We start from the raw sequence: 22,691 nt of genomic DNA, 5'->3' as shown, positions 1-22,691 counted from the left end.
CTAAATGCATATAAAAAAAATTTTAACCTCATTTATATTTTTAGTATTTACAATTTCATCAAATGCTGAAGAAATTAAAAAGGAAGATTTAAATACTGAGTTTAATGTTTACACAGGAATGTTTGATTTTAGTGATAGTGGAAAAAAATCTGAATTAATTGGCTTTCAACATCAAAATGAAAATTTAAATAGAGATACGTTTTTAGGAAATTTATCACCAATAACGGGCGGACTCATCACTGCCGATAGTGCTGCTTATGTTTACACAGGTGTTGAAGCTCAATACAAAATAGGATCATTAAATTTTAATCCAAGTTTTACACCAGGATTATATCATGAAGGTGATGGAAAAGATCTAGGACATGTCTTAGAGTTTAAATCTGAGTTGCAAATTTCTTTAGATATGTCTGACAGCAGTCAATTAGGTTTTTCATATAATCATATTTCTAATGCAAGCATAGGAGATAAAAACCCTGGGGCGAATAGTTATATGTTTAATTTTTTTAAAAGCTTCTAATAAACTTATTATGAACTTAAAAGATTGCTATAATTTTAATGATTTTAGAAAATTAGCAAAGAAGAAACTTCCAGCACCCATATTTCATTATATTGATGGAGGTGCTGATGATGAAATAACTTTAAACAGAAATACAGATTCATTTAATGACTGTGATTTAGTCCCCAATATTTTGAATAGTGTTGGAGAGCCAGATTTATCGACAACAGTGTTTGGTAGAAAAATTGATATGCCGCTATTTCTGTCTCCTACAGCGATGCAAAGTTTGTATGATCCAGAAGGTGATAAGGCTTCTGCAAGAGCAGCAGAAAAATTTAATACGATTTATAGTATGTCAACAATGGCATCATTTTCTATAGAAGAAGTTGCAAATATTTCTAGTGGTCCAAAACTTTTTCAGCTTTATATCCATAAGGATAAATCAATTACTGATGATTTAATTGATAGATGTAGCAGAGCAAATTTTGACGGTATGTGCATTACTGTTGATACATTAGTTGCAGGAAATAGAGAAAGAGATCACAGAACTGGTTTTACTACTCCACCTAAATTTACATTAGATAGTTTATTAAGTTTTGCCATGAGGCCTGGCTGGGTTTTTAAATATTTTACTAATAAAAAATTTGAATTAGCAAATATTAAAAACAAAACTGACAAAGGAACAAACATAGCCAAATCAGTAATGGATTATATTAATGAGCAATATGATCCAGCGATGAATTGGAAAGATGCAGAATACTGTATTAAAAAATGGAATAAACCAATGGCACTAAAAGGTGTGATGTCTGTTGAAGATGCAAAGAGAGCAATTGATATAGGTTGTACTGCGATAATGATATCTAATCATGGTGGAAGACAATTGGATGGATCTAGATCACCTTTTGATCAAGTAAAAGCAATTTCAGATGCGGTAGGAGATAAATTAGAAATTATTCTTGATGGTGGAGTAAGAAGAGGAACGCATGTTTTAAAAGCTCTTGCAGCTGGTGCAACAGCTTGTAGTTTTGGAAAAGCTTTTCTTTTTAGTTTAGGTGCTGGAGGACAAAAAGGTGTTGAAAGATTACTTGAGAACATGCAAAAAGAAATTAGAAGAAACATGATTTTGATGGGATGTAAATCTGTAAAAGATCTCGACGCGTCAAAAATAATCTACAGAAGTTAAGATAAATTAAGGAAATTTAAATTTTATCTTAATAGACATTCAATTTTATTTATGTATATTTTCCAACTTTATTATGAAACTAGCAGCATCACTTAATAGACTTGGAACAGAAAGTGCTTTTTCAGTTTTAGCAGAAGCTAAAAAATTAGAAGCGCAAGGAAACCCAATGATACATCTTGGTTTAGGTCAACCAGACTTTAAAACACCTAAGCATGTAGTTGAGGCTGCAAAAAAAGCTCTGGACGATGGTCATCATGGTTATGTTCTTTCAAATGGAATTTTAGAGTGCAGACAAGCGGTTACTAGATGGATCAAGAAAAGATATAACACTGAAGTGGATCCAGAAAGGATTATTATAATGCCAGGTGGTAAACCTACAATGCATTATGCGATACAGTGTTTTGGTGAGCCAGGAGCTGAAATTATTCATCCAACACCAGCTTTTCCTATTTATGAGTCTATGATTAATTATACAGGCTCTACTGCTGTACCTTATGATTTAACTGAAGATAAAGATTTAAAATTTAGTGCAGATAAAATTTTATCTTTAATTACTGAAAAAACTAGATTGTTAATTTTAATTAACCCTAATAACCCAACGGGAAGTTTTGTTGAGAAATCTGAAATTGATAAATTAGCAGAGGGTTTAAAAAAACATCCTCACGTGACCATCTTAAGTGATGAAATTTACAGTAGACAAATATTTGATAATAAAGAAATGCCAACATTTTTTAATTATCCAGAGTTAAGAGAAAGACTAATTGTTTTGGAAGGTTGGAGTAAAGCTTATTCAATGACAGGTTGGAGATTAGGTTGGAGTTTTTGGCCTCAAAATCTAATTGAACATATTAATAAATTACTAATCAATAGTGTTTCTTGTGTTAATGCTGCAGCTCAATTCGCAGGAATAGCAGCTTTAGATGGTCCAGACGACTCAATTAATTTGATGATGGAAAAATTTACTCAAAGAAGAAAATTAATTCATGAAGGGCTGAATAGTCTTCCTGGAGTAGAATGTAGTTTACCAGGTGGAGCATTTTATGCATTTCCAAAAGTCATAGGTACCGGAATGGATGGTTCAGAGTTTTGTAAAAGAGCTATGCATGAAGCGGGTGTTGCTATTGTCCCAGGTACAGCATTTGGAAAAACATGCAAAGATTACGTAAGATTTAGCTTTGCTGCATCACAGGATAACATTTCTAACGCATTGGAAAATATCAAAAAAATGCTAGGTTAAGCTATGTCTGAAATAGCTTTACCAAAAGTAGACAGGTTAATTGTCAGTAAAAAAGATATTATCGTATCTAGTCTTAAAAGTTTTACTTCAAAGGAAAATGTTTTAAGTGAATTAGATGAGATTAAGCCTTATGAAACAGACGCGTTGGCAGCTTATAAAAATCTTCCATTGGCTGTAGTTCTTCCAGAAAATACAAAAGAAGTAAGTGAAATTTTAAAATACTGTCATCAAGAAAATATAAAAGTTATTCCAAGAGGAGCAGGAACAGGACTTTCAGGTGGAGCATTACCTCTAAACGATGCAATTATTTTAGGTTTAGGAAAATTTAATAAAATTTTAGATATTGATTTTGATAATAAATGTGTAGTTACACAACCTGGTGTAACCAACTTGTCCATAACACATGCAGTAAAACATAAAGGTTACTATTATGCTCCAGATCCTTCTAGTCAATTAGCTTGTTCTATAGGTGGAAACGTTGCTGAAAACTCAGGTGGTGTTCATTCACTTAAATATGGAACAACAACAAACAATATACTTGGTGTTGAAATGGTAATGATGGACGGGACTATTTGTAGATTAGGTGGAAAAACTTTGGATCAAGAGGGATATGATTTATTAGGATTAATGTGTGGTTCAGAAGGATTGCTAGGTGTAATTACAGAAGTTACTGTAAAAATATTGAAAAATCCTCAAACAGTAAAAGCAGCTTTAATTGGTTTTCCAACAATTGAAGATGGAGGTAACTGTGTAACAGATATTATTTCCAACGGTATTGTGCCAGCTGGAATGGAAATTATGGATAAAGCATTGATAGATGCAACAGAAAAATTTGTTCATGCGGGATATCCAATGGATGCAGAAGTTTTAATGATAGTTGAATTAGATGGAACGAAATCTGAAGTAGACGAATTATTTAAACAAATAAAAGAGATTGCTGAAAAAAATAAATCAAACAGTTTTAAATTAAGTAAATCTGAAAAAGAAAGATTAGGATTTTGGTCTGGAAGAAAAGCTGCATTCCCAGCATGTGGAGCAATGGCGCCAGATTATTATTGTATGGACGGAACAATCCCTAGAGGAAAATTATCAGTAATACTTAAGGAGATTAGCAGATTATCAAAAAAATATAATCTAGGTGTTGCCAATGGTTTTCATGCAGGAGATGGAAATCTTCATCCTTTAATTCTTTTCGATGGAAGTGATAAAGAACAGTTAAGAAGAACTGAAGAGTTTGGGGCTGAAATTTTAAAAGCTTGTGTGAGAATGGGAGGTGCACTCTCTGGTGAGCACGGAATTGGAATAGAAAAAAGAGAATTAATGTGTGAGGCTTTTAATGATATCGATATCCAGCAACAACTTAATATTAAAAAATGTTTAGATGAAAAAAATCTCTTAAATCCTGGAAAAGTTTACCCAATTTTAAGAAAATGTGCTGAGGAAGGAAGGGTTCATGTTCACCGAGGAGAAGAAAAATTCCCAGATCTTCCAAGATTCTAATCACTTACTACCAAAAACTGAGCTTGAAGTTTCAAATATAATTAAAGAAGCTTACAAAAAGAAATTTCCAATTGATATTCATGGGGCAAATACAAAAAAATTTATAGGTTATAATGTCCAGGCTGCTAAAAGTTTAGACTTATCAAGTTTAAATGGAATAATCGAGTATTTACCAGAAGAACTTTATATTAAAGTAAAACCGGGAACTTTACTTGAGGATGTTGAGACTGCTTTAGAAAAAAATAATCAAGAGCTTTCTTTTGAACCAACTGATTTTGGTTACATCAAAAATGGAAAATCAAACAAAGGAACTGTAGGTGGTTGTGTTGCCTGTAATTTTGCAGGATCTAGAAGATTTAAGTCGGGTAGTGTCAGAGATTTTGTTTTAGGATTCAGGGGTGTAAATGGCAAAGGAGATATAATTAAATCAGGCGGTACTGTTGTAAAAAATGTTACAGGTTATGATTTGTCTAAATTAGTAAGTGGATCCTTTGGAACATTGGTTGCACTAACTGAAATAACTTTAAAAATTTCAGCAAAGAAACCTTCACAAAATACAATTGTTATTTATGAAAATGATCCAAAAGTCATCTCAGAATTATTTCAAAAGGTGCTTAGTTCGAGTAACGAAATTTCAGGTGCAGTTTTTATTCCTGATGAGCCACAAAATAAAAAATTTGATTTAAATAAAAGTAGAGCATTTAAATTTAATGATTTAGATCAAGAAGGTTCATTTTTTGCGTTAAGAGTTGAAGGTAATAAAAATTCAATAAAAGAAAGAATTAAGGATATTTCAAATGAGTTAGATTTAAAAAAATATAAAACATCTAATTTAGATCCTCATCAATCACCTCTTTTTTGGAAAAGTGTAAATAGTTTACAATTATTTTCTGAGACAAAAAATAATTTACTAAGAGCTGTTGTGCCTCCAGCTAACTGTGAAAAAGTAATGAACAATATAAAAAATAAATTTAAATATTTTATAGATTGGTCCGGATCACTGTTTTGGATAGAGGTTCCTGGAAAAGATGATGATAAATTAAAAGAAGTAAAAAAAATGATCCTTCAAAATAATGGATACTTAACAATAATCAAGAAATCAGAGGAGTTTGATTTTTCAGAAAAAATATTCACTATTGATGATACTAAACTTATGATTTCCAAAAAGATTAAAGAAAGCTTTGATCCAAAAGGAATATTTAATCCAGGTAAAATGTATAAGGATTTTTAATGCAAACAAATTTTTCAGAAACACAACTCAAAGATAAAGACAATCAATCTTCTGAGAAAATATTTAAAAAATGTGTTCATTGTGGAATGTGTAATGCAACATGTCCAACTTATGGAATTTTAGGAGATGAGTTAGATGGTCCAAGAGGAAGAATTTACCTTATTAAAGATATGTTGGAAAATAATAAGAAACCAACTGAAAAAGTTGTTAAACACATAGACAGATGTCTTTCTTGTTATAGCTGCATGACTACATGTCCAGCAGGTGTAAATTATATGCACTTAATTGATCATGGAAAAAAATATATTGAAAAAAATTATGAGAGATCTTTTTTTGATAGATTAATAAGATATTTTTTGTCTATCACTCTACCAAACACAAAAATATTTAGGCTTTCTAGTTTTTTAGTTAAATTATCAAAACCATTTAAGTTTTTAATGCCATCAAAATTAAAGGACATGATGGAGCTAATGCCTACTAGTTTTCCCAAAAAAACTTTACCTAATAAAGAAATTTATAAAGTTACAGGAAAGAAAAAAATTGCAAGAGTTGCTTTGCTAACTGGATGTGTTCAAAAAGAAATTTCGCCACAAATTAATGAAGCAACAATCAGATTATTAAATAGACATGGGGTTGAAGTTGTAGTTCCAAAAAAAATTCGTTGCTGTGGATCTTTAAATCACCATCTAGGAAAAGAAGAGGATGCTCACCAAGATTTTAAAAATAATATAAATACTTGGTATGAGGAGCATCAAAAGGGAAATTTAGACGCAATTTTATCTAATACATCAGGTTGCGGTACTACCATGAAGGATTATGGTTTTATTTTTAGAGATGACAAAGAGTTAAGTAAAAAAGCAAAAGTCATATCAGATCTTACAAGAGATATTTCTGAATATATTTTTGAAAGTTTAAAACTAAATATAAAATCTAAAGGAAAGAAATATAAAGTTGCTTATCACTCTGCATGTTCAATGCAGCATGGTCAAAAAGTTCATTCACAACCTATTTCGTTACTTGAAAAAACTGACAATGAAATAATGGAAATTCCACAAGGGCACATTTGTTGTGGATCAGCAGGAACTTACAATATTTTACAATCAAAAATTGCAAAACAACTATTAAAAAATAAGGTAAATAACATTGAAAGTTTAAATCCTGATTTTATTTCAACAGGAAATATTGGTTGTATTACCCAAATTTCTCATGGTACTAAAGTCCCAATTTTACATACAATTGAAGTTTTAGATTGGTACACAGGCGGTCCCAAACCTGAAATTTTAAAATAGGGGTTTTATGAAAAAAATTTTAATTACTAGAAGACTGATCCGAGAGAGTGAAGATAAAGCATCAAAATTATTTGAAGCTAAATTTAATTCAAATGATGAACTTTATTCACAATCAAAAATTATTGAAATGAGTGAAGGATGTGATGGAATTTTATCATCTTTAACTGAAAAATTAGATGCTGATACAATAAATAAACTTCCAGATAGTATTAAAATAATTTCAAATTTTGCAGTTGGTTTTGGAAACATTGATTTAGATGCTGCTAAAAAAAGAGGTATTGCTGTCACTAATACCCCAGAAGTTTTGTCAGATGCTACAGCTGAGATAGGAATATTACTTATATTAGGAGCTTGTCGAAGAGCGTCAGAGGGAATCGAGTCTGCTCGTGAAGGTGGATGGAAATGGTCTGCAGATTATTTAATTGGAAAACAGTTAACAGGAACAAGATTAGGAATTTTAGGTATGGGTCGTATTGGTCAAAAAATAGCAAATATTGCTAAATCTTTAGGCATGGTTATTCATTATCATAATCGTTCAAAATTAAGTGAAGATAAAGAGCAGGGAGCAATTTATCATGACAGTATAAAGAGTCTTTTTTCAGTTTCAGATGTTTTATCTATTTGTTGTCCAGCAACAAAAGAAACAGAAAATTTAATAAATAAAGAGACAGTAGAGTATTTCCCTAAAGGTGCCGTGATAACAAATGTTGCTCGAGGTGATATAGTTGATGATGAAGCTTTGATTGATGCATTGAATAGAAGAAAAATTTACGCAGCAGGATTAGATGTTTATAAAAATGAACCAAATTTAAATCCTGGTTATTTAAAAATTCCGAGTGTGTTTGTTTTGCCCCATCTAGGAAGTGCTACAAAAGATACTAGAATTGCAATGGGAAATTTAGCAATAGATAACATAGATGAATTTTTTAGAACTGGTAATTGTACTAATAAAGTAAATTAAAATGTCTCAATCGATAGCTTTTATAGGCGTTGGCAATATGGGTTGTCCAATGGCTGAAAATTTAATGAAAGCAAACAAAACTGTAAAAGTTTTTGATGTCTCAAAAAAAATGCTGGATATTGCCAGAGACAAAAAACTTGAAACTGTCTCTAATTTAGATGATTTAATTACAGGTGATGTTGATACAGTTATAACGATGCTTCCTGAAGGTAAGCATTCGAAGGAAGTTTATTTAGGAGAAAAAGGGATAATAAATAAAGTTTCAAAAGACTGTTTATTGATTGATTGTTCTACAATTGACATTCAAACTTCTATTGAGATTGGAAACAAAGCATCAGAAAAACAAATTTTAATGATTGATGCTCCAGTTAGTGGTGGGGTAATGGGAGCTCAAAAAGCGACTTTAAATATAATGGTTGGTGGATCAAAAGAAGCATTTGAAAAAGCGCTTCCTTTATTAAAGATTATGGGCAAAAATATATTTCATGCAGGCAATCTTGGTAGTGGTAACGGTGCTAAAATTTGCAACAATATGGCTCTTGGAATTGCAATGATTGCTGCTTCAGAGTCATTAATGTTAGCGAAAAGATTAAATATTGATATTAAAAAAGTTCATGAAATTATGAAAAATGCATCGGGTAACAGCTGGCCAATTTCTGTTTATCCACCTTTGCCTGGTTTAATTGATGGAACACCATCAAATAATAATTACAGACCAGGTTTTTCTGCAGGTATGATGAACAAAGATCTTAAACTTGCTCATGATTGCGCAAAAAGTGTTAATGCTGAAACACCGCTGGGAAAAATGGCATTAGAAATTTATGATCAATTTTGCAAAGATGGAAACGATGCAAAAGATTTTTCTGCTATTTCAAAAGTTATTGGTGGTAGTGCTTGGGATTATCCAATTGATTAAATAATTTTATTGCAAGTGTTTATAAATTGTAGTTCTCGATACACCTAACTTTCTTGACGCTGCAGAAATATTATTAGTCTCACTAAAAGTTGATCTAATTAGAATACATTTCTCTCTTTTAATTTTTGTATCTTCACAGCTTTTGCATGCGTAAGTTTTATTTTGTTTACCAGTTTCAATAAATTTACTTTCTTTAAAATTTTGACTTTTAATCATAAATACAGATGAACCCAAATGATCTGCTATCTTTAAAATTTTATTATTCAGTATATCTTTTGCTATTGATGAAAATGAAGTTGTAAAAATTTTATTAAAATTTTCATTTTTTAAATCAACTAGTCCGTTAAGCATAATTTTTGCATTGTTATTTGCACCTACAATCAATCCATCTCCATTAATTGCCAGCATTCCTACACTAGTTGTATTTAGATATTCTTGTCTTGGATGAAAAGAAATTATTAATTCGTTTTCAAATTTCTTAATAAATAATTTTGTTTCGATACTTCTAGTTGCAAGTCTTACTAAAGCTAGCGTATGTTGTTCCCTAGACATCGAGTCTGTTGAAGCATCTATAATACCAATAATTTTACCATCATAATTTATAATTGGACTTGCGAAGCAAGATATATTTTCATGAGCTGTAAAAAAGTGTTCTTTACCTGAAACGATAGTTGGTTTTTTAAGTTCAACAGATAAGCCAAGTCCGTTTGTTCCACAAATCTTTTCTGCCCAAATTGAACCAGGTATTACTGTTTTGCCAACATCAGTTTGTAAACAAGATTTGTCATAAATTGTATCTAAGACCAATCCCTTCTCATCTGAGTAAGCTACCATAAAATTTGTTCCTGCTATTTGGGAATATAAAAGTTCAAGCTCAGGAATAATTATTCTTCTGACAGCTTCGTTTTGTTCTTTAATTTCATTTAGCTCGATTGATGAAATTACACTTTGTTTAGGATCATTAAATGGATCAAGGCCTTCACTGATACATCTTAACCAACTTTCGTTAATATCTTTTCCCATCTCATAAGAGCTCATATTCCTTTTATGTAGGATATTTCTAAGTTCGCTGTTTGAGTGACTTAAGTTTGACATTTTAAAAGTTTATTTGTTTTTTTAGATACAACAACCAACCACAGGTTGTAATTGTTAACTTTCTGTACATATAAAGATGGCGTTGACTCCATTCTACATCAGAACTTTAATAGTGTTACTGAAATATTAAAGGAGAGATAATAATGAAAGCACAGGTTTTGCATAAATACGACCCTGAAATGAAAGAAAAGGTCTGGGTCACAGGTGAGGAGATGCCAGATCCTAAAATTGAAAAGGCGTCAGACGTTATAGTTAAAATTGGTGCTGCAGGAGTTTGCAGAACTGATTTACATATTATTGAAGGAGTATGGAAACACATCCAAGATCCAGATGGAAAATTATTACCATGCGTAATGGGACATGAAAATGCTGGTTGGGTAGAAGATGTAGGTTCAGACGTTACTGAATTTAAAAAGGGTGATCCTGTAATATTACACCCACTTATTTCTGGAACAGGAGGAACTTGTTTAGATTGCAGAAGAGGTAATGATATGCATGCTGAAGCAGGCGCATTTCCTGGATTAAGTATTAAAGAAGGTGGCTACGCTGAATTATTAAAAACTAGCGTTAGAAATCTAATTAAACTTCCAAAAGTATTAGCGCCTAAAGATGTTGCACCTTTTTCAGATGCAGGTCTTACAGCTTATAGAGTAGTAAAAAAAGCAACAAGACATTTGCTACCTGGTCAGAGCTGTACAATTATTGGTGCAGGAGGTTTAGGTCACATCGCTATTCAATGTTTAAAAGCTATGTGTGCAGCAGATATTATTATTGTTGAAAAATCTGAAGCAGCATTGAAACATGCAATGGAACTTGGTGGTGACCACGGAGTTTTAATTGATGGAAACGAAATTGAAAAAGTTCAAGAACTAACAAAAGGAAAAGGTTCTGAAGCTGTAATTGATTTCGTAGGTGAAAAAGGATCTACTGCCATGGGAATTCAAATGACTTCTAATGGTGGTTTTTACTACATAGTTGGATATGGAGAAGAAATTAAATCACTTGCAGTTGATTTAATTATTTCTGAGAAAACAATTGTAGGTAATTTAGTGGGAACGTGGTCTGAATTATATGAATTAATGGAGTTAGCTGACAGAGGTAAAGTAAAGCTCTCTATGCAGGAGTATAGTTTAGACGATGCTAATAAAGCGCTTCATGATCTTAACGATGGTAAGGTTAAGGGACGAGCTGTTTTAGTTCCGTAAAAAAAAAAGAGAGGTGATAATGAAAATAATAAAAACCTGCTTAACGGCTGTAATATCAAGTATGATGATATTTAGCCCTATGGCATATGCTGATAAGTGGAGTGATCAATTCCCACATATCAAAGCAACAGGAGATATTCCAGGTGATTGTTCTTATGAGGAAATGTCTAAGAAAAATTACAAAGGAAAAACTCTTAAAATAAATACTCACGCAATTCCAGTAATGGGAGAGCCAACAGCTCTTCATGCTGAACAGTTTGAAAAATTAACTGGAGCTAAGGTTGAAGTTACTCATACACCAGCAGGTGATTTGTATTCTAAAGCAATGGTTCCTTTTCAAGCTGGACAAGCACCTTACGATATTGTGTTTGGATTTTCCAACTTTATCAATGACTGGAAAAGATATTTAGCACCAGTTCCTAAGAAGTATATGAACTCAACAGAGATGAAAGACGTAACTAAATCTCATATGGGTGTATCATCTTGGGATGGAACTATGTACCAGTATCCAGTTGATGGTGACAGACACTATTTGAAATATAGAAAAGACGTCATTGACAATCCTGAAATGCAAAAAAAATATAAAGCAGAAACAGGAAAAGATCTAAAAGTTCCAACAACTTGGAAAGAATATGCTGAGATGGCAAAATTCTTTAATGGTTGGGACTGGGATGGAGATGGTGAGTTAGAATATGGTTCAGCTGAAGTTATGAAAAAAGATGACTTAATGTTCGCAGCTTTTTTCAGCAGATCAGTTGCATATGCTAAAAATCCAAGAACTCCAGGTGGTTTCTTTTTTGATTTAGAAACTATGAAACCAAACATTAATAACCCAGGTTTCGTTGAAGCTTTAACTGATTGGGTTGAGGCTACTAAATATGTTCCTCCAGGGGGAACTAACTTTGGTCTAGGTGACGAAATTGGATCATTTGGTGGTGGACAAACTTTATTTAGTTTTTCATGGGATGATGCATTTATTGCAGCGATGCAGGATGACAGCCCTATTAAAAACAAAGTAGGTGCAGCTCCTCTTCCAGGTGCTAACAAAGTTTGGAACAGAGTTTCAAATAGTTGGGAAAACCAATACAACCAAGCTCCTTACATTGTTTGGGGTTGGGCAGTTGGTGTTGCTAAGAAAAGTAAAGTAAAAGATATGGCTTTCGATTATCTTTGCTTCTTCTCTAATGGGGCAAACCATCAAGCTGACTTAGCAATTGGTAGATTTGGTGTTAACCCATTTAAAAACTCTGACTTCGACCCTAATATTTATATTAATAGCATGGGTTGGGATCCAGAGATCGCTAACAGTTACACGCAAACACTTTTAGATATGGAGAAAAGTAAAAATAGAGTTTTCCCTCTAAGAGTTCCAGGCGTATTTGAATTTACAAGTGCTGTTGCTACAGGAACTTCTAAAGCTTTAGCAGGACAATTATCTCCTCAAGAAGCATTGGACGAAGTTGCTAAGGAGTGGGAAGCAATTGTAAGCAGAGTAGGTAAAAAAGCAGTGAGAGATGCCTACGCTGTTGGTGTTAAAATGGAAGACAACCAACTATAATAACACTTAATTTATGTGGCCATTTATTAAAATGGCCACATAAAAAATAACAATATAATCCAATTTTACAAATGAACTTTAAGCATAAATATTTCTTTCTGTTTCCAGGTCTATTTGTGCTGATTGGAATTTTAATATTTCCAATTATTTTTGTAGTTAGATTAAGTTTATCCGGATGGAATAGCTATAATCCAGGTTTAGATTTTATAGGTATAGAAAACTATATACGACTTTTTACTGATGACCCAAGATTTTGGGAATCTTTTTTTAGATTAAGTTTTTTGTCTGTTACAACAGTAATTCTCCAGTATGTGATTGGATTTGCTCTTGCACATATGGTTTGGAAAGACATCAAATTTAAAAGATTTTTTAGAGTTTTATTTTTAGTACCAATGATGACAACTCCGGTTATCATGACTGTTATTTGGAGAACTTTTTTTCATGAATCTTTAGGACCAGTTAATGATATTTTATCTAATTTTGGTTTATCTCCGAAATGGTTAACAGATCCAGCTTTAGCTAAATTTACAGTGATTATAGTTGAGGTTTGGCAGTGGACACCATTTATGTTTTTACTTTTATTAGCGGGTTTATTGTCATTACCCAAAGAACCATTTTTAGCTGCTGCAATTGATGGAGCTAGTCCAGTTAGAAAGTTCATTTATGTAACTTTTCCACTAATGGCACCCATATCAATTGGAGCAATAATTATAAGATTAATTGAGGCATCTAAAATTATGGATACGGTGTATGTTCTAACATCAGGAGGGCCAGGTACCTCAACAGAAACATCGAGTTTTTATATTTTTATTAAAGGATTAAGAGAGTTTCAAATGGGATATGCAGCCTCGATGTCTTTCACTTATTTAATTATCATGATTATAAGTTTAACAATTATTGCAAAGGTTTTAACTAAATTACTTTTAAAAGAATAAATTATGAGCAAGCTTTACACATTTTTAAAATATTTTTTTATTGTCTTTTGGGCAGTCTTTGTTGTTGCTCCTTTTCTTTGGGCTTTAACTACATCGTTTAAAGATTTTCAATCTGTAAATGGAGGAGTTACATATATACCATGGGTAGACTTTGAACCTAATTTAGAAGGTTGGAAAGTTTTAATAAAATCTCCAGCTAAAGGTGGAGTTGATATTGTAGAACCTTACTTCAATAGTTTATTTGTAACGTGCACTGCAAGTTTAATTAGTATAATTCTTGGTACATTGTCAGCTTATGCTTTATCCAGATATACTTTTAAAGCAGGCTTTGTAAAAAATAATGACATTACATTTTTCTTTATTTCTCAAAGAATTATGCCACCAATTGTTTTATCAATTCCATTTTTCTTATTTTTAAGTTCAATTAATTTATTAGATAGCCTCATAGGATTGATTGTAGTTTATATTGTTTTACTGATGCCAATTGCAGTTTGGATTATGGTTGATTTCTTTAATAAAGTTCCAAGAGAAATTGATGAAACAGCTTTGATTGATGGATGTAATCCTTATCAAGCTTTCTTAAAAGTGGTGCTACCTAACTCAATACCAGGATTAATTGTTGCTGGTATGTTTTGTATTATTTTTGGATGGATAGATTTTTTCTTTGCGTTCATTTTAACTTTCACGGAAGTACAGTTATTACCAGTTAAAATTGTTGCTCTGAACTCATCTGTTACTCCATGGTGGAGTTTGTCAGCATCTGCTCTGGTTTCAGTTGCACCATTAATTATAGTAGCCTTTATAGTTGAGAGATATCTATCTAAAGGAAATCTATCAGGAGCAATTAAATAATGAATTTAATTGCTAACAACTTAACTTATAAACCAAGCGAAGAGTATCACTTAAATGAAGTGTCCTTTAATTTTAAAGAGGGGAATCTATACACAATTCTTGGAAGAACTTTGTCAGGCAAAACAACTTTACTAAAAACTATAGCTGGCCTTTTAACTCCAGATAGCGGTGCTATTGAATTTGATGGTAAGGATTTTTTGAAGGTTCCAGTTTGGCAAAGAAATGTAGCTATGGTTTATCAACAATTTATTAATTATCCTCATTTAAATGTATTTGAAAATATCGCGTTTCCTTTGAGACAGAGAAAAATCGATAATGAAGAAATTAAAAATAAAGTAATGGAGTCTTTAAAATCAGTTGGGTTAGTTGGCTATGAAAACAGAAAAATACAGGAGTTGTCTGGTGGTCAACAACAACGGGTCTCTCTAGCAAGATCATTAGTTAAAAATGCTAAAATATTATTGCTAGATGAACCTTTAGTTAATTTAGATTACAAATTGAGAGAACAGCTTAGAGAGGAATTTAAGAGTTTGTTTTCAAAGGGTTTAGCTGATGAAACTATTTTAATTTATTCAACTACAGACCCAAGAGAAACCATGGAATTAAATGGAGAAGTAATTGTTTTAGATGAGGGCAAAGTGCTACAAGTAGGTCCAGCAAAAGAAATATTTGAGAACCCAAGTTCTTTAAAAGTTGCTGAAATTTCTAACGATCCACCTATGAATATTATTGAAGTGGAAATATCTAATGAGCAAATAAGATTTGAAGGTATTGAAATTAAAGCGCCTAATCATCTATCAAAATTAACAGATAGCGGGTTAAAGATTGGATTAAGATCTTCAGATATTGAACTTAGTGAAAATGGTCATGAATTTGAAGTTGAGCTTGCTGAAATTAGTGGTTCTGAAACTTTACTCCATTTAAAAAGAGGAACTATAAAAATTATTATTTCTATAGAAGAGGTTTTGAATTTTAAAATTCATGACAAGATTAAAATTGATTTTAAAATAGATAGAGCTTATGCTTTTGGTGCTAATGGTAAATTAGCATCCTCACCATTTGGAGAAAATAATGGCTAAAATTGATTTAAGTAATATCTCGCATTCTTATAATCCAAATGACCCGAATCCAGTTTATGCATTAAATCCATTTTCGATGACATGGGAGAATGGAAATAGATATGCAATCTTAGGTCCTTCTGGATGTGGAAAAACAACAATGTTAAATATTGTTTCTGGATTAGTAAGACCATCAGCTGGAAAAATATTGTTTGATGACAATGATGTTACAGATTTAAAAACAGAAGAAAGAAATATTGCTCAAGTTTTTCAGTTTCCAGTAATTTATAACACTATGACAGTTTTTGAAAATCTTGCTTTTCCACTAAAGTGTAGAGATTTCTCAAAAGCTAAAATAGATGAAAGAGTTAACTCTGTTGCAGAAACTTTAAATTTAAAATCTTTTTTAAACTCTCCTGCAAGAAAACTAACAGCAGATCAAAAACAATTGATATCTTTAGGAAGAGGCTTGGTACGAGAAGATGTTGCTGCAGTTTTAATGGATGAGCCTTTGACCGTTATTGATCCTGATTTAAAATTTAGATTGAGAAGAAATCTAAAAGAAATAAACGAACAATATAAAACAACTTTAGTTTATGTAACACATGATCAAAACGAAGCCATGACATTTGCAGACAATATAATTGTGATGAGTGAAGGAGAAGTTGTACAAACAGGTTCGCCAAAAGAATTATTTGAAAGACCAAACACAACTTTTGTTGGTTATTTTATTGGTTCACCTGCTATGAATTTGTTTGATAGTGAAGCAACTTCAGAAAATGCAGTTAAAATAAACAATACAATAATTAAGACAAATACAAATTTGTCCAATTTAAAAACTAAAAATATTAAATTAGGAATAAGATCTGAGTTTATTAAGATTGCAAAAGATCAAAATGAAAATCTCGTTGATGTAAATGTTCAAAAGGTAGAAGATTTTGGTAATTATAAACTAATTACTGCTATGATGGATAAATTTGAAATTAAGTCTAAAGTTAATAGAGAAACTGAAATTTCAGGTGAAAAAATTAAACTACATATTCCCGCTGAAAAATGCTGTATTTATGAAAATGATAAATTAATTTGAATTTTAAATTCTACCAGTAATTGTAAAAAAATTCTATATAACCCATTCTAGGTCATTTTTTAGAATGACTCTAATCTGAAAATATGTTCTAGTGCCCGCCAAGTTAATTAACTAGAGGAGAATAAATGATTAAGAATAAAAAATCTTTGAAGAGTTCTAAAACTCCTTCAAGAAGAAAGTTCTTCAAAGCAGCGGCAGCAACTGGTGCAGCAACAGCAGCAGCAGTAGCTATGCCAAACATTGCTTTAGGTGACGGTCACGTTACTTTAAAAATGCAAGCTGCTTGGCCATCAGGTGCTAACATCTTTTTCGAAATGGCGTCAGACTATGCGAAAATGGTTAGCGATATGTCAGATGGCAAATTAAAAATTGACGTCCAACCAGTTGGAGCAGTTGTAAAAACTTCTGAAATTGGTCAGGCGGTTAGTTCTGGAGTAGTAGATATGGGTCACTGGGTGACAGCATACTGGTACGGAAAGAACCCTGCTGCATCTCTTTTTGGAACAGGTCCTTCATACGGAATGTCATCTCAAGAAGTTATGGGATGGATGGAGTATGGTGGAGGAAGAGCTTTATACGATGAAGCTGTAAAAAGCGTAGGATTTAATTACTACGGTTTCTTCCATATGCCAATGCCTGCACAGCCTTTTGGTTGGTTCAAAAAGAACGTAACTAAAGTATCTGATGTAAAAGGTATGAAGTATAGAACTGTTGGTCTAGCGACTAACGTTTTAACTGCTATGGGAATGGTTGTAAGACAGTTACCAGGTGGTGAAATCCAACCAGCGATGAAAACTGGTTTGATTGATGCTGCTGAGTTTAACAATCCAACATCAGACTCACAGTTTGGAATGCAAGACGTATCTAAACATTATCACTTAGGAAGTTTCCACCAATCTCAGGAAATGTTTGAAGTGCCGATTAATAAGAAAAGATACGATAGCCTTTCACCAGCTCATCAAGCTATCTTGAGAAATGCTGCTTACGCTGCAAACTCGGATAACTACTTCAAAGCATTGGTTAGATATTCAACTGACCTTGCTAAGTTGATGAATGAGCATAAGGTAAACGTTTACCAAACATCTGATGCAATTTTAGCTGAGCAATTAAAAGGCTGGGATAAAGTTGTAGGAGAGTTTGCTGCTAAAGACGCTTTCTTCAAGAAAGTAGTAGACTCACAAAAAGCATACGCTAAGAGAACTATGAAGTATCTGTTGATGAATCAACCGAACTACAAATTAGCTTATGAAAATGAGTTTGGTCCAATTGAAAAAGTTAAAATCTAATTAACTTTAAAATAAATTTAAAAGGGGGTTGAAAAACCCCCTTTTTTTTACACATATTTTAATATATTTCTTTGATATGAAGTCATTTATTCAATTTGCAGATACTCTAAGTACATCAATGGGAAAAGCTTTTTCTTGGTGCATCGTAGTTTTGATGGGAGGGACTGTTTACGAAGTAATAATGGCTTATGTATTTAATGCACCTACACTTTGGAACTTTGATTTTAGTATGCAGATGTATGGAGCAATTTTAATGATGTCAGGCGCTTATTGTTTGGCAACAGAGTCACACGTCAGAGGAGACGTAATTTACAGATTATTTAGTCAAAAAACTCAGGCTTGGATTGATTTAGTATTATATTTTCTTTTCTTTTTCCCTGGTGTTATTGCATTAGCTTTTTATGGTTATGAATATGCTGCTTTAGCATGGAAAATTAAAGAGACTAGTTGGAGTAGTCCAGCGCAAATTCAAATTTATATGGTAAAGACAATGATTCCTGCTGCAGGAGTTTTATTAATCATTCAAGGTATTAGTGAAGTATTTAGATCTATAATTTGCATTCAAACAGGACAATGGCCAGCAAGAATGGTTGTTGCCGAAGAAACAGAACAAGTTTTAATGAGAACAGCTCAAGAAGAGGACGACAAAAATGTTATTTAGTTTAACAAATCCAGAAATTGCAATTTTGATGATGGGTATGTTCTTGTTTGCAGTTCTTTTAGGTTTCCCAATTGCTTTTACTTTAATGGCTATGGGAATTGGTTTTGGATATTTTGCTTATTACGATGCAACAATGATGGAGCATATTTTTGACAATCGTATATTCCAATTGTTTGTTCAAAATACTTATACAGTGATGGACAATAACGTTCTTACAGCTGTCCCCTTATTTTTATTTATGGGTTACCTTGTTGAAAGAGCAGGTATAGTAGCTAAATTATTTTTTGCAATTAGATTAGCCGCACATAGGCTTCCAGCTTCAATGGCGGTAGCTGCATTAATCACTTGTACATTATTTTCGACTGCAACAGGAATTATAGGTGCAGTTGTAACTTTAATGGGATTGTTAGCTTGGCCTGCAATGGTTAAGGCAGGATATGATAAAAAATTTGCATCAGGAATAATTTGTGCTGGTGGATGTTTAGGAATTTTAATTCCACCGAGTATTATGCTAATTGTTTATTCTGTAATAGCTCAACTATCACCCTTAAGACTTTTTGCAGCAGCAATATTTCCAGGTTTACTTTTAGCGGGTCTTTATATTGCATATGCAGTATTTAGAGCATGGTTAAATCCATCGATTGCCCCTAGACCTCCAAAAGAGGATATCCCACCAACTGGTGAAATTTTAAAAGAAGTTTTAGTTTCTTTCGTTCCACTTTTTGGTTTAATCATGCTTGTTTTGGGAACTATTTTGGCAGGTATTGCAACTCCAGCGGAAGCAGCTGCGGCAGGTGCTTTTGGAGCAATTCTTTTATCTTGGTTTTATAAGACACTTAAATGGCAAAACTTTAAAGAGTCTGTATTTTTAACAGCTAAGACAACTGCAATGATCATGTGGTTGTTTATTGGTTCATGGACTTTCTCATCAGTATTTTCTTACTTAGGTGGACACGAAGTATTTGAACACTTCTTTACTTCTATAAATATTACTACCTGGCAGTTTTTAATTATCACTCAAATAATTATTTTTCTTCTAGGGTGGCCTTTAGAATGGACTGAAATTTTGATTATTTTTGTTCCTATATTCTTGCCATTATTAGAGGTATTTGGCGTTAATCCATATTTCTTTGCGATGTTGATTGCTTTAAATTTGCAAACTTCTTTTTTAACCCCACCAATGGCAATGTCGGCATATTATTTAAAAGGAGTCCAAAAATCTAATGTAGAACTTTTAGATATCTTTAGAGGGATTATGCCTTTCTTAGCAATTGTAATTTTTGCAATGTTTTTAATGTATATGTTTCCTGGTATTGCTCTTTGGTTGCCAGAAACTTTATTTGCTCAATAAAAAATGACAGATGTATTTTCGTTAAAAGTTGAAGAACTTGTTGAAAAAATTAAAGACGCTCAAATTTCTTCAGTAGAATTGTGCCAAATATATATTGATAGAATAAATAAATTTGAAAAAGATATAAAAGCATGGGCACACTTTGATAAAAAACTTTTACTAGAAAAAGCAGCTGAAGCCGATGAACATCGTAGATTAGGAAAACCTCTTGGACCACTTCATGGAATTCCCGTGGCAGTTAAAGATATAGTTGGAACACTTGATATGCCAACAGAATGTGGAACTGTAATTCGAAAAGGAAAATCATATTCACAAAATGCTGAAATAATTGAATTGTTAATTTCTGCTGGAGCGATTGTGATGGGAAAAACAGCAACAGCAGAACTAGCTTATTTAGGACCTGCAAAAACAACTAATCCACATGATTATTCTAGAACACCTGGCGGTTCATCAAGTGGATCTGCTGCTTCGGTAGCTTCATTTATGGCACCATTATCTGTAGGTTCACAAACTGGTGGATCAATAATTAGACCAGCATCTTATTGTGGTGTAGTTGGATATAAACCAACTTACGGATTAATTTCTAGAAATGGCGTTCTTAAAACTTCAGAAAAATTAGATCATGTTGGTGTTTTTGGAAGATCAGTAGAAGACGTTGCACTCCTTGCAAAGACACTTATTAAAAAGGATAAATTCGATACTGCATCAGTTCATTATTCAGCTGAAAATATGTTAAATGAAACTAAGAAAGGTCCCTTATTTGAACCTAAGTTTATTTTTTACAAAACAGATTACTGGAAATTGGTTGAAAAAAAATCTAGAGAATCTTTTGAATATTTTATTAAATCATTTAAAAAAAATATTGAAGTTTTTGATACCCCATCATACTTCAAAGATATCCATAAATATCATCAAATTATTTATGACACAGATCTTGCAAATAATTTTTCACTCTATTTTAAAAAATATAAAAAAAAATTATCTAAAATTATGCAAGATGCAATAATTAGAGGTAATAAGCATTCAGCAAAGGATTATGCAGAAGCTGTTGATTTTATGAAAAGAAGTTACGAGTCTTATGAAGAAGTTTTTGAGGATTATCATGGTGTATTATCACCATCAAGTCCAGGTGTTGCTCCAAAAAGTTTGAAAACAACTGGAACTGCTGAATTTAACAAAGTTTGGTCCTATTTAGGAACTCCATGTATTTCTTTGCCGTTGCTTCAGGGTGAAAATAACTTGCCGTTAGGTGTACAGTTAATTGGCGCAAAATATGATGATCAAAGATTTTTAGGTGTTGCTAATTGGTTAGAAAAGGAATGTAATAATTAAATGCAAAAATTTACAACTTTTTTGGGGTCTTTACTTGCAATCGCATTTTTAGTTGGTTTGGCCACTACTCTTACAAGATCGACTATGATAGGTTTTTTTGATGTTTTACCAGTTTATATATTGATGGCAGTTGCGATATTCATGATGGTTTACGAAGCTTTCTTTGATAAAAAATAATTTTAATTAATCTTTAATTTACTACCTCAGATTGAAATCTGATCTTTTGAGAACAATTTATTATAGACTTGAACATATATTTGTATTTAACTTGCAAAAGTTAATTAACTAATAAGAGGAGAGACAAATGATTAAAGAAAAAAAATCATTGAAGGTTTCTAGATCACCTTCAAGACGTAAGTTCTTTAAGACTGCAGCCGCAACTGGTGTTGCTGCTGTTGCTTTATCTGCTCCAGCAGTTGCCAAAGAAAGAGTTGAAGCTTCTATGGTAGCTACTTGGCCTAGAGATTTTCCAGGCTTAGGAACTGGTGCACAAAGACTTGCTCAAAGATTAAGCGATATGAGTGACGGAAGAATTCAAGTTACTTATTATGCTGCTAACGAAAGGGTAAAAGCATTTGACTCATTTGACGAAGTTGCATCAGGTAACTCTCAAATGTATCACGGTGCAGATTACTACTGGGTTAAAAAACACCCTGCTTTTGGATATTTTACTGCTGTTCCATTTGGTTTCACATATGCCGAAATGAATGCGTGGTTAAAGTTTGCTGGTGGACAAGAACTGTGGGATGAATTAACTGATGATTTCGGAACACAAAGTTTTGCAGCTGGTAATACAGGAGTGCAAATGGGTGGTTGGTTTAATAAAAAAATTAGATCAGCGAATGACTTTAAAGGTTTAAAAATGCGTATGCCTGGATTAGGTGGACAGGTTCTTGGAAAACTTGGTGGTTCTCCAATTTCACTTCCTGGTGGACAAATTTATGAAAACCTTGTGTCAGGAGCAATTGATGCAACGGAATGGGTAGGACCTTGGAATGATGAAGCTATGAAGTTCCAGGAAGCTGCTAAGTATTACTACTATCCAGGAATGCATGAGCCAGGATCTACACTTGCTTGTGGAGTTAACAAATCTTGGTTTACTAGTTTATCAAAATCAGACCAGTTAATTATTAAAACTGCGTGTGATTGGGCTGATACAACTACAATGGCTGAATACAATGCAAAAAACGGAGCTGCACTAGCACGTTTAGTTAACGAAAGTGGCGTTAAACTTGAGAAGTTTAGTGATAAAGTTTACGATGCTTTTGCTAAAGGTGCAGCAGAAGTTTTTGATGAAGTTCAACAACACAGTCCTCTTGCTGCGAAAGTACACGCTGCTTTTGTTAAAGGTCGTAAGGAAATTGGTGCATGGACTAACTTGTCTGACTCACCATATATTTCTCAAAGAAATAGAGCATTAGGAGTATAATTAAATTCTAATTGTTACTAGAGGGCCCT

General features: G+C 32.6%; 21 protein-coding genes. 20 read left to right on the top strand and 1 reads right to left on the bottom strand.

The window, feature by feature from the left end:
* Nucleotides 1-4 precede the first annotated feature (4 nt).
* From ACTTA4_RS00835 to mmsB, 8 genes are all read left to right on the top strand, one after another.
* Nucleotides 5-517 carry an acyloxyacyl hydrolase gene (locus ACTTA4_RS00835; protein WP_440633117.1) on the top strand — a complete coding sequence of 171 codons (513 nt, stop codon included), beginning with the start codon at nucleotides 5-7 and terminating at the stop codon, nucleotides 515-517.
* 10 nt (nucleotides 518-527) lie between these two features.
* On the top strand, nucleotides 528-1,679 hold the full coding sequence (locus tag ACTTA4_RS00830) for an alpha-hydroxy acid oxidase (protein ID WP_440633116.1): 1,152 nt from the start codon (nucleotides 528-530) through the stop codon (nucleotides 1,677-1,679).
* A 73-nt stretch (nucleotides 1,680-1,752) separates the two neighbouring features.
* A complete protein-coding gene (locus ACTTA4_RS00825) occupies nucleotides 1,753-2,916 on the top strand; it encodes a pyridoxal phosphate-dependent aminotransferase (RefSeq protein WP_440633115.1) in 1,164 nt (387 codons plus the stop codon).
* Between the two features lie 3 nt (nucleotides 2,917-2,919).
* Nucleotides 2,920-4,416 (top strand): FAD-linked oxidase C-terminal domain-containing protein, encoded by a 1,497-nt coding sequence (locus ACTTA4_RS00820; protein ID WP_440633114.1) that lies wholly within the window; start codon nucleotides 2,920-2,922, stop codon nucleotides 4,414-4,416.
* Entirely contained in the window at nucleotides 4,370-5,647 is a 1,278-nt protein-coding gene (locus ACTTA4_RS00815; protein ID WP_440633113.1) for an FAD-binding protein, read from the top strand. Before ACTTA4_RS00820 ends, ACTTA4_RS00815 begins: the two co-directional genes overlap by 47 nt.
* Nucleotides 5,647-6,936 (top strand): glycolate oxidase subunit GlcF, encoded by a 1,290-nt coding sequence (glcF, locus tag ACTTA4_RS00810; RefSeq protein WP_440633112.1) that lies wholly within the window; start codon nucleotides 5,647-5,649, stop codon nucleotides 6,934-6,936. Before ACTTA4_RS00815 ends, glcF begins: the two co-directional genes overlap by 1 nt.
* Before the next feature lie 7 nt (nucleotides 6,937-6,943).
* A complete protein-coding gene (locus tag ACTTA4_RS00805) occupies nucleotides 6,944-7,897 on the top strand; it encodes a 2-hydroxyacid dehydrogenase (protein WP_440633111.1) in 954 nt (317 codons plus the stop codon).
* A gap of 1 nt (nucleotide 7,898) precedes the next feature.
* Nucleotides 7,899-8,813 (top strand): 3-hydroxyisobutyrate dehydrogenase, encoded by a 915-nt coding sequence (gene mmsB / locus ACTTA4_RS00800; RefSeq protein WP_440633110.1) that lies wholly within the window; start codon nucleotides 7,899-7,901, stop codon nucleotides 8,811-8,813.
* Between the two features lie 6 nt (nucleotides 8,814-8,819).
* Here the strand turns inward: mmsB and ACTTA4_RS00795 are convergent, their stop codons facing one another.
* The gene (locus ACTTA4_RS00795; protein WP_440633109.1) at nucleotides 8,820-9,851 is read right to left on the bottom strand and encodes a GAF domain-containing protein; all 1,032 of its coding nucleotides are present in this window, start codon (nucleotides 9,849-9,851) and stop codon (nucleotides 8,820-8,822) included.
* Nucleotides 9,852-10,051: 200 nt separating this feature from the next.
* Between ACTTA4_RS00795 and ACTTA4_RS00790 the strand changes: the two genes are divergently transcribed.
* The 12 genes from ACTTA4_RS00790 to ACTTA4_RS00735 all read left to right on the top strand — a co-directional run bounded on the left by ACTTA4_RS00790 (nucleotide 10,052) and on the right by ACTTA4_RS00735 (nucleotide 22,662).
* Nucleotides 10,052-11,113, top strand: coding sequence for an NAD(P)-dependent alcohol dehydrogenase (locus ACTTA4_RS00790; protein WP_262589926.1), 1,062 nt, complete (start codon nucleotides 10,052-10,054; stop codon nucleotides 11,111-11,113).
* Nucleotides 11,114-11,132: 19 nt separating this feature from the next.
* Complete coding sequence (locus ACTTA4_RS00785) at nucleotides 11,133-12,671, top strand: extracellular solute-binding protein (protein ID WP_082255123.1); 1,539 nt, start codon at nucleotides 11,133-11,135, stop codon at nucleotides 12,669-12,671.
* A 71-nt stretch (nucleotides 12,672-12,742) separates the two neighbouring features.
* Nucleotides 12,743-13,606, top strand: coding sequence for a carbohydrate ABC transporter permease (locus ACTTA4_RS00780; protein ID WP_075505839.1), 864 nt, complete (start codon nucleotides 12,743-12,745; stop codon nucleotides 13,604-13,606).
* A 3-nt stretch (nucleotides 13,607-13,609) separates the two neighbouring features.
* Nucleotides 13,610-14,458: a carbohydrate ABC transporter permease gene (locus ACTTA4_RS00775; protein ID WP_440633108.1), complete on the top strand. Its 849-nt coding sequence runs from the start codon at nucleotides 13,610-13,612 to the stop codon at nucleotides 14,456-14,458.
* Complete coding sequence (locus ACTTA4_RS00770) at nucleotides 14,458-15,537, top strand: ABC transporter ATP-binding protein (protein ID WP_440633107.1); 1,080 nt, start codon at nucleotides 14,458-14,460, stop codon at nucleotides 15,535-15,537. Before ACTTA4_RS00775 ends, ACTTA4_RS00770 begins: the two co-directional genes overlap by 1 nt.
* A complete protein-coding gene (locus ACTTA4_RS00765) occupies nucleotides 15,530-16,603 on the top strand; it encodes an ABC transporter ATP-binding protein (RefSeq protein WP_440633106.1) in 1,074 nt (357 codons plus the stop codon). The genes ACTTA4_RS00770 and ACTTA4_RS00765 overlap by 8 nt, the downstream gene beginning before the upstream one ends.
* 125 nt (nucleotides 16,604-16,728) lie before the next feature.
* The gene (locus tag ACTTA4_RS00760; protein ID WP_075505835.1) at nucleotides 16,729-17,889 is read left to right on the top strand and encodes a TRAP transporter substrate-binding protein; all 1,161 of its coding nucleotides are present in this window, start codon (nucleotides 16,729-16,731) and stop codon (nucleotides 17,887-17,889) included.
* A 76-nt stretch (nucleotides 17,890-17,965) separates the two neighbouring features.
* A complete protein-coding gene (locus ACTTA4_RS00755) occupies nucleotides 17,966-18,550 on the top strand; it encodes a TRAP transporter small permease subunit (RefSeq protein ID WP_440633105.1) in 585 nt (194 codons plus the stop codon).
* Nucleotides 18,540-19,901 carry a TRAP transporter large permease gene (locus ACTTA4_RS00750; RefSeq protein ID WP_440633104.1) on the top strand — a complete coding sequence of 454 codons (1,362 nt, stop codon included), beginning with the start codon at nucleotides 18,540-18,542 and terminating at the stop codon, nucleotides 19,899-19,901. Before ACTTA4_RS00755 ends, ACTTA4_RS00750 begins: the two co-directional genes overlap by 11 nt.
* Before the next feature lie 3 nt (nucleotides 19,902-19,904).
* Nucleotides 19,905-21,233: an amidase gene (locus ACTTA4_RS00745; RefSeq protein ID WP_440633103.1), complete on the top strand. Its 1,329-nt coding sequence runs from the start codon at nucleotides 19,905-19,907 to the stop codon at nucleotides 21,231-21,233.
* Nucleotides 21,234-21,410 (top strand): hypothetical protein, encoded by a 177-nt coding sequence (locus ACTTA4_RS00740; RefSeq protein WP_440633102.1) that lies wholly within the window; start codon nucleotides 21,234-21,236, stop codon nucleotides 21,408-21,410.
* A 127-nt stretch (nucleotides 21,411-21,537) separates the two neighbouring features.
* Nucleotides 21,538-22,662 carry a TRAP transporter substrate-binding protein gene (locus ACTTA4_RS00735; RefSeq protein ID WP_440633101.1) on the top strand — a complete coding sequence of 375 codons (1,125 nt, stop codon included), beginning with the start codon at nucleotides 21,538-21,540 and terminating at the stop codon, nucleotides 22,660-22,662.
* Nucleotides 22,663-22,691 lie beyond the last annotated feature (29 nt).

The organism is Candidatus Pelagibacter sp. HIMB1485, from assembly GCF_052048055.1.
Lineage (GTDB): Bacteria > Pseudomonadota > Alphaproteobacteria > Pelagibacterales > Pelagibacteraceae > Pelagibacter.
This window is presented reverse-complemented; position numbering and strand designations above follow the sequence as displayed.

What these genes read in the sequence shown, in the direction of transcription:
- ACTTA4_RS00745 (WP_440633103.1), top strand. Translation starts at nt 19,905, where the DNA reads ATGACAGATGTATTTTCGTTAAAAGTTGAAGAACTTGTTGAAAAAATT.
- ACTTA4_RS00820 (WP_440633114.1), top strand. Translation starts at nt 2,920, where the DNA reads ATGTCTGAAATAGCTTTACCAAAAGTAGACAGGTTAATTGTCAGTAAA.
- ACTTA4_RS00760 (WP_075505835.1), top strand. Translation starts at nt 16,729, where the DNA reads ATGATTAAGAATAAAAAATCTTTGAAGAGTTCTAAAACTCCTTCAAGA.
- ACTTA4_RS00795 (WP_440633109.1), bottom strand. Translation starts at nt 9,851, where the DNA reads ATGAGCTCTTATGAGATGGGAAAAGATATTAACGAAAGTTGGTTAAGA.
- ACTTA4_RS00735 (WP_440633101.1), top strand. Translation starts at nt 21,538, where the DNA reads ATGATTAAAGAAAAAAAATCATTGAAGGTTTCTAGATCACCTTCAAGA.
- ACTTA4_RS00785 (WP_082255123.1), top strand. Translation starts at nt 11,133, where the DNA reads ATGAAAATAATAAAAACCTGCTTAACGGCTGTAATATCAAGTATGATG.
- ACTTA4_RS00765 (WP_440633106.1), top strand. Translation starts at nt 15,530, where the DNA reads ATGGCTAAAATTGATTTAAGTAATATCTCGCATTCTTATAATCCAAAT.
- glcF (WP_440633112.1), top strand. Translation starts at nt 5,647, where the DNA reads ATGCAAACAAATTTTTCAGAAACACAACTCAAAGATAAAGACAATCAA.
- ACTTA4_RS00805 (WP_440633111.1), top strand. Translation starts at nt 6,944, where the DNA reads ATGAAAAAAATTTTAATTACTAGAAGACTGATCCGAGAGAGTGAAGAT.
- ACTTA4_RS00770 (WP_440633107.1), top strand. Translation starts at nt 14,458, where the DNA reads ATGAATTTAATTGCTAACAACTTAACTTATAAACCAAGCGAAGAGTAT.
- ACTTA4_RS00790 (WP_262589926.1), top strand. Translation starts at nt 10,052, where the DNA reads ATGAAAGCACAGGTTTTGCATAAATACGACCCTGAAATGAAAGAAAAG.
- ACTTA4_RS00830 (WP_440633116.1), top strand. Translation starts at nt 528, where the DNA reads ATGAACTTAAAAGATTGCTATAATTTTAATGATTTTAGAAAATTAGCA.
- ACTTA4_RS00780 (WP_075505839.1), top strand. Translation starts at nt 12,743, where the DNA reads ATGAACTTTAAGCATAAATATTTCTTTCTGTTTCCAGGTCTATTTGTG.
- ACTTA4_RS00740 (WP_440633102.1), top strand. Translation starts at nt 21,234, where the DNA reads ATGCAAAAATTTACAACTTTTTTGGGGTCTTTACTTGCAATCGCATTT.
- ACTTA4_RS00755 (WP_440633105.1), top strand. Translation starts at nt 17,966, where the DNA reads ATGAAGTCATTTATTCAATTTGCAGATACTCTAAGTACATCAATGGGA.
- ACTTA4_RS00815 (WP_440633113.1), top strand. Translation starts at nt 4,370, where the DNA reads ATGTTCACCGAGGAGAAGAAAAATTCCCAGATCTTCCAAGATTCTAAT.
- ACTTA4_RS00825 (WP_440633115.1), top strand. Translation starts at nt 1,753, where the DNA reads ATGAAACTAGCAGCATCACTTAATAGACTTGGAACAGAAAGTGCTTTT.
- ACTTA4_RS00750 (WP_440633104.1), top strand. Translation starts at nt 18,540, where the DNA reads ATGTTATTTAGTTTAACAAATCCAGAAATTGCAATTTTGATGATGGGT.
- ACTTA4_RS00775 (WP_440633108.1), top strand. Translation starts at nt 13,610, where the DNA reads ATGAGCAAGCTTTACACATTTTTAAAATATTTTTTTATTGTCTTTTGG.
- mmsB (WP_440633110.1), top strand. Translation starts at nt 7,899, where the DNA reads ATGTCTCAATCGATAGCTTTTATAGGCGTTGGCAATATGGGTTGTCCA.
- ACTTA4_RS00835 (WP_440633117.1), top strand. Translation starts at nt 5, where the DNA reads ATGCATATAAAAAAAATTTTAACCTCATTTATATTTTTAGTATTTACA.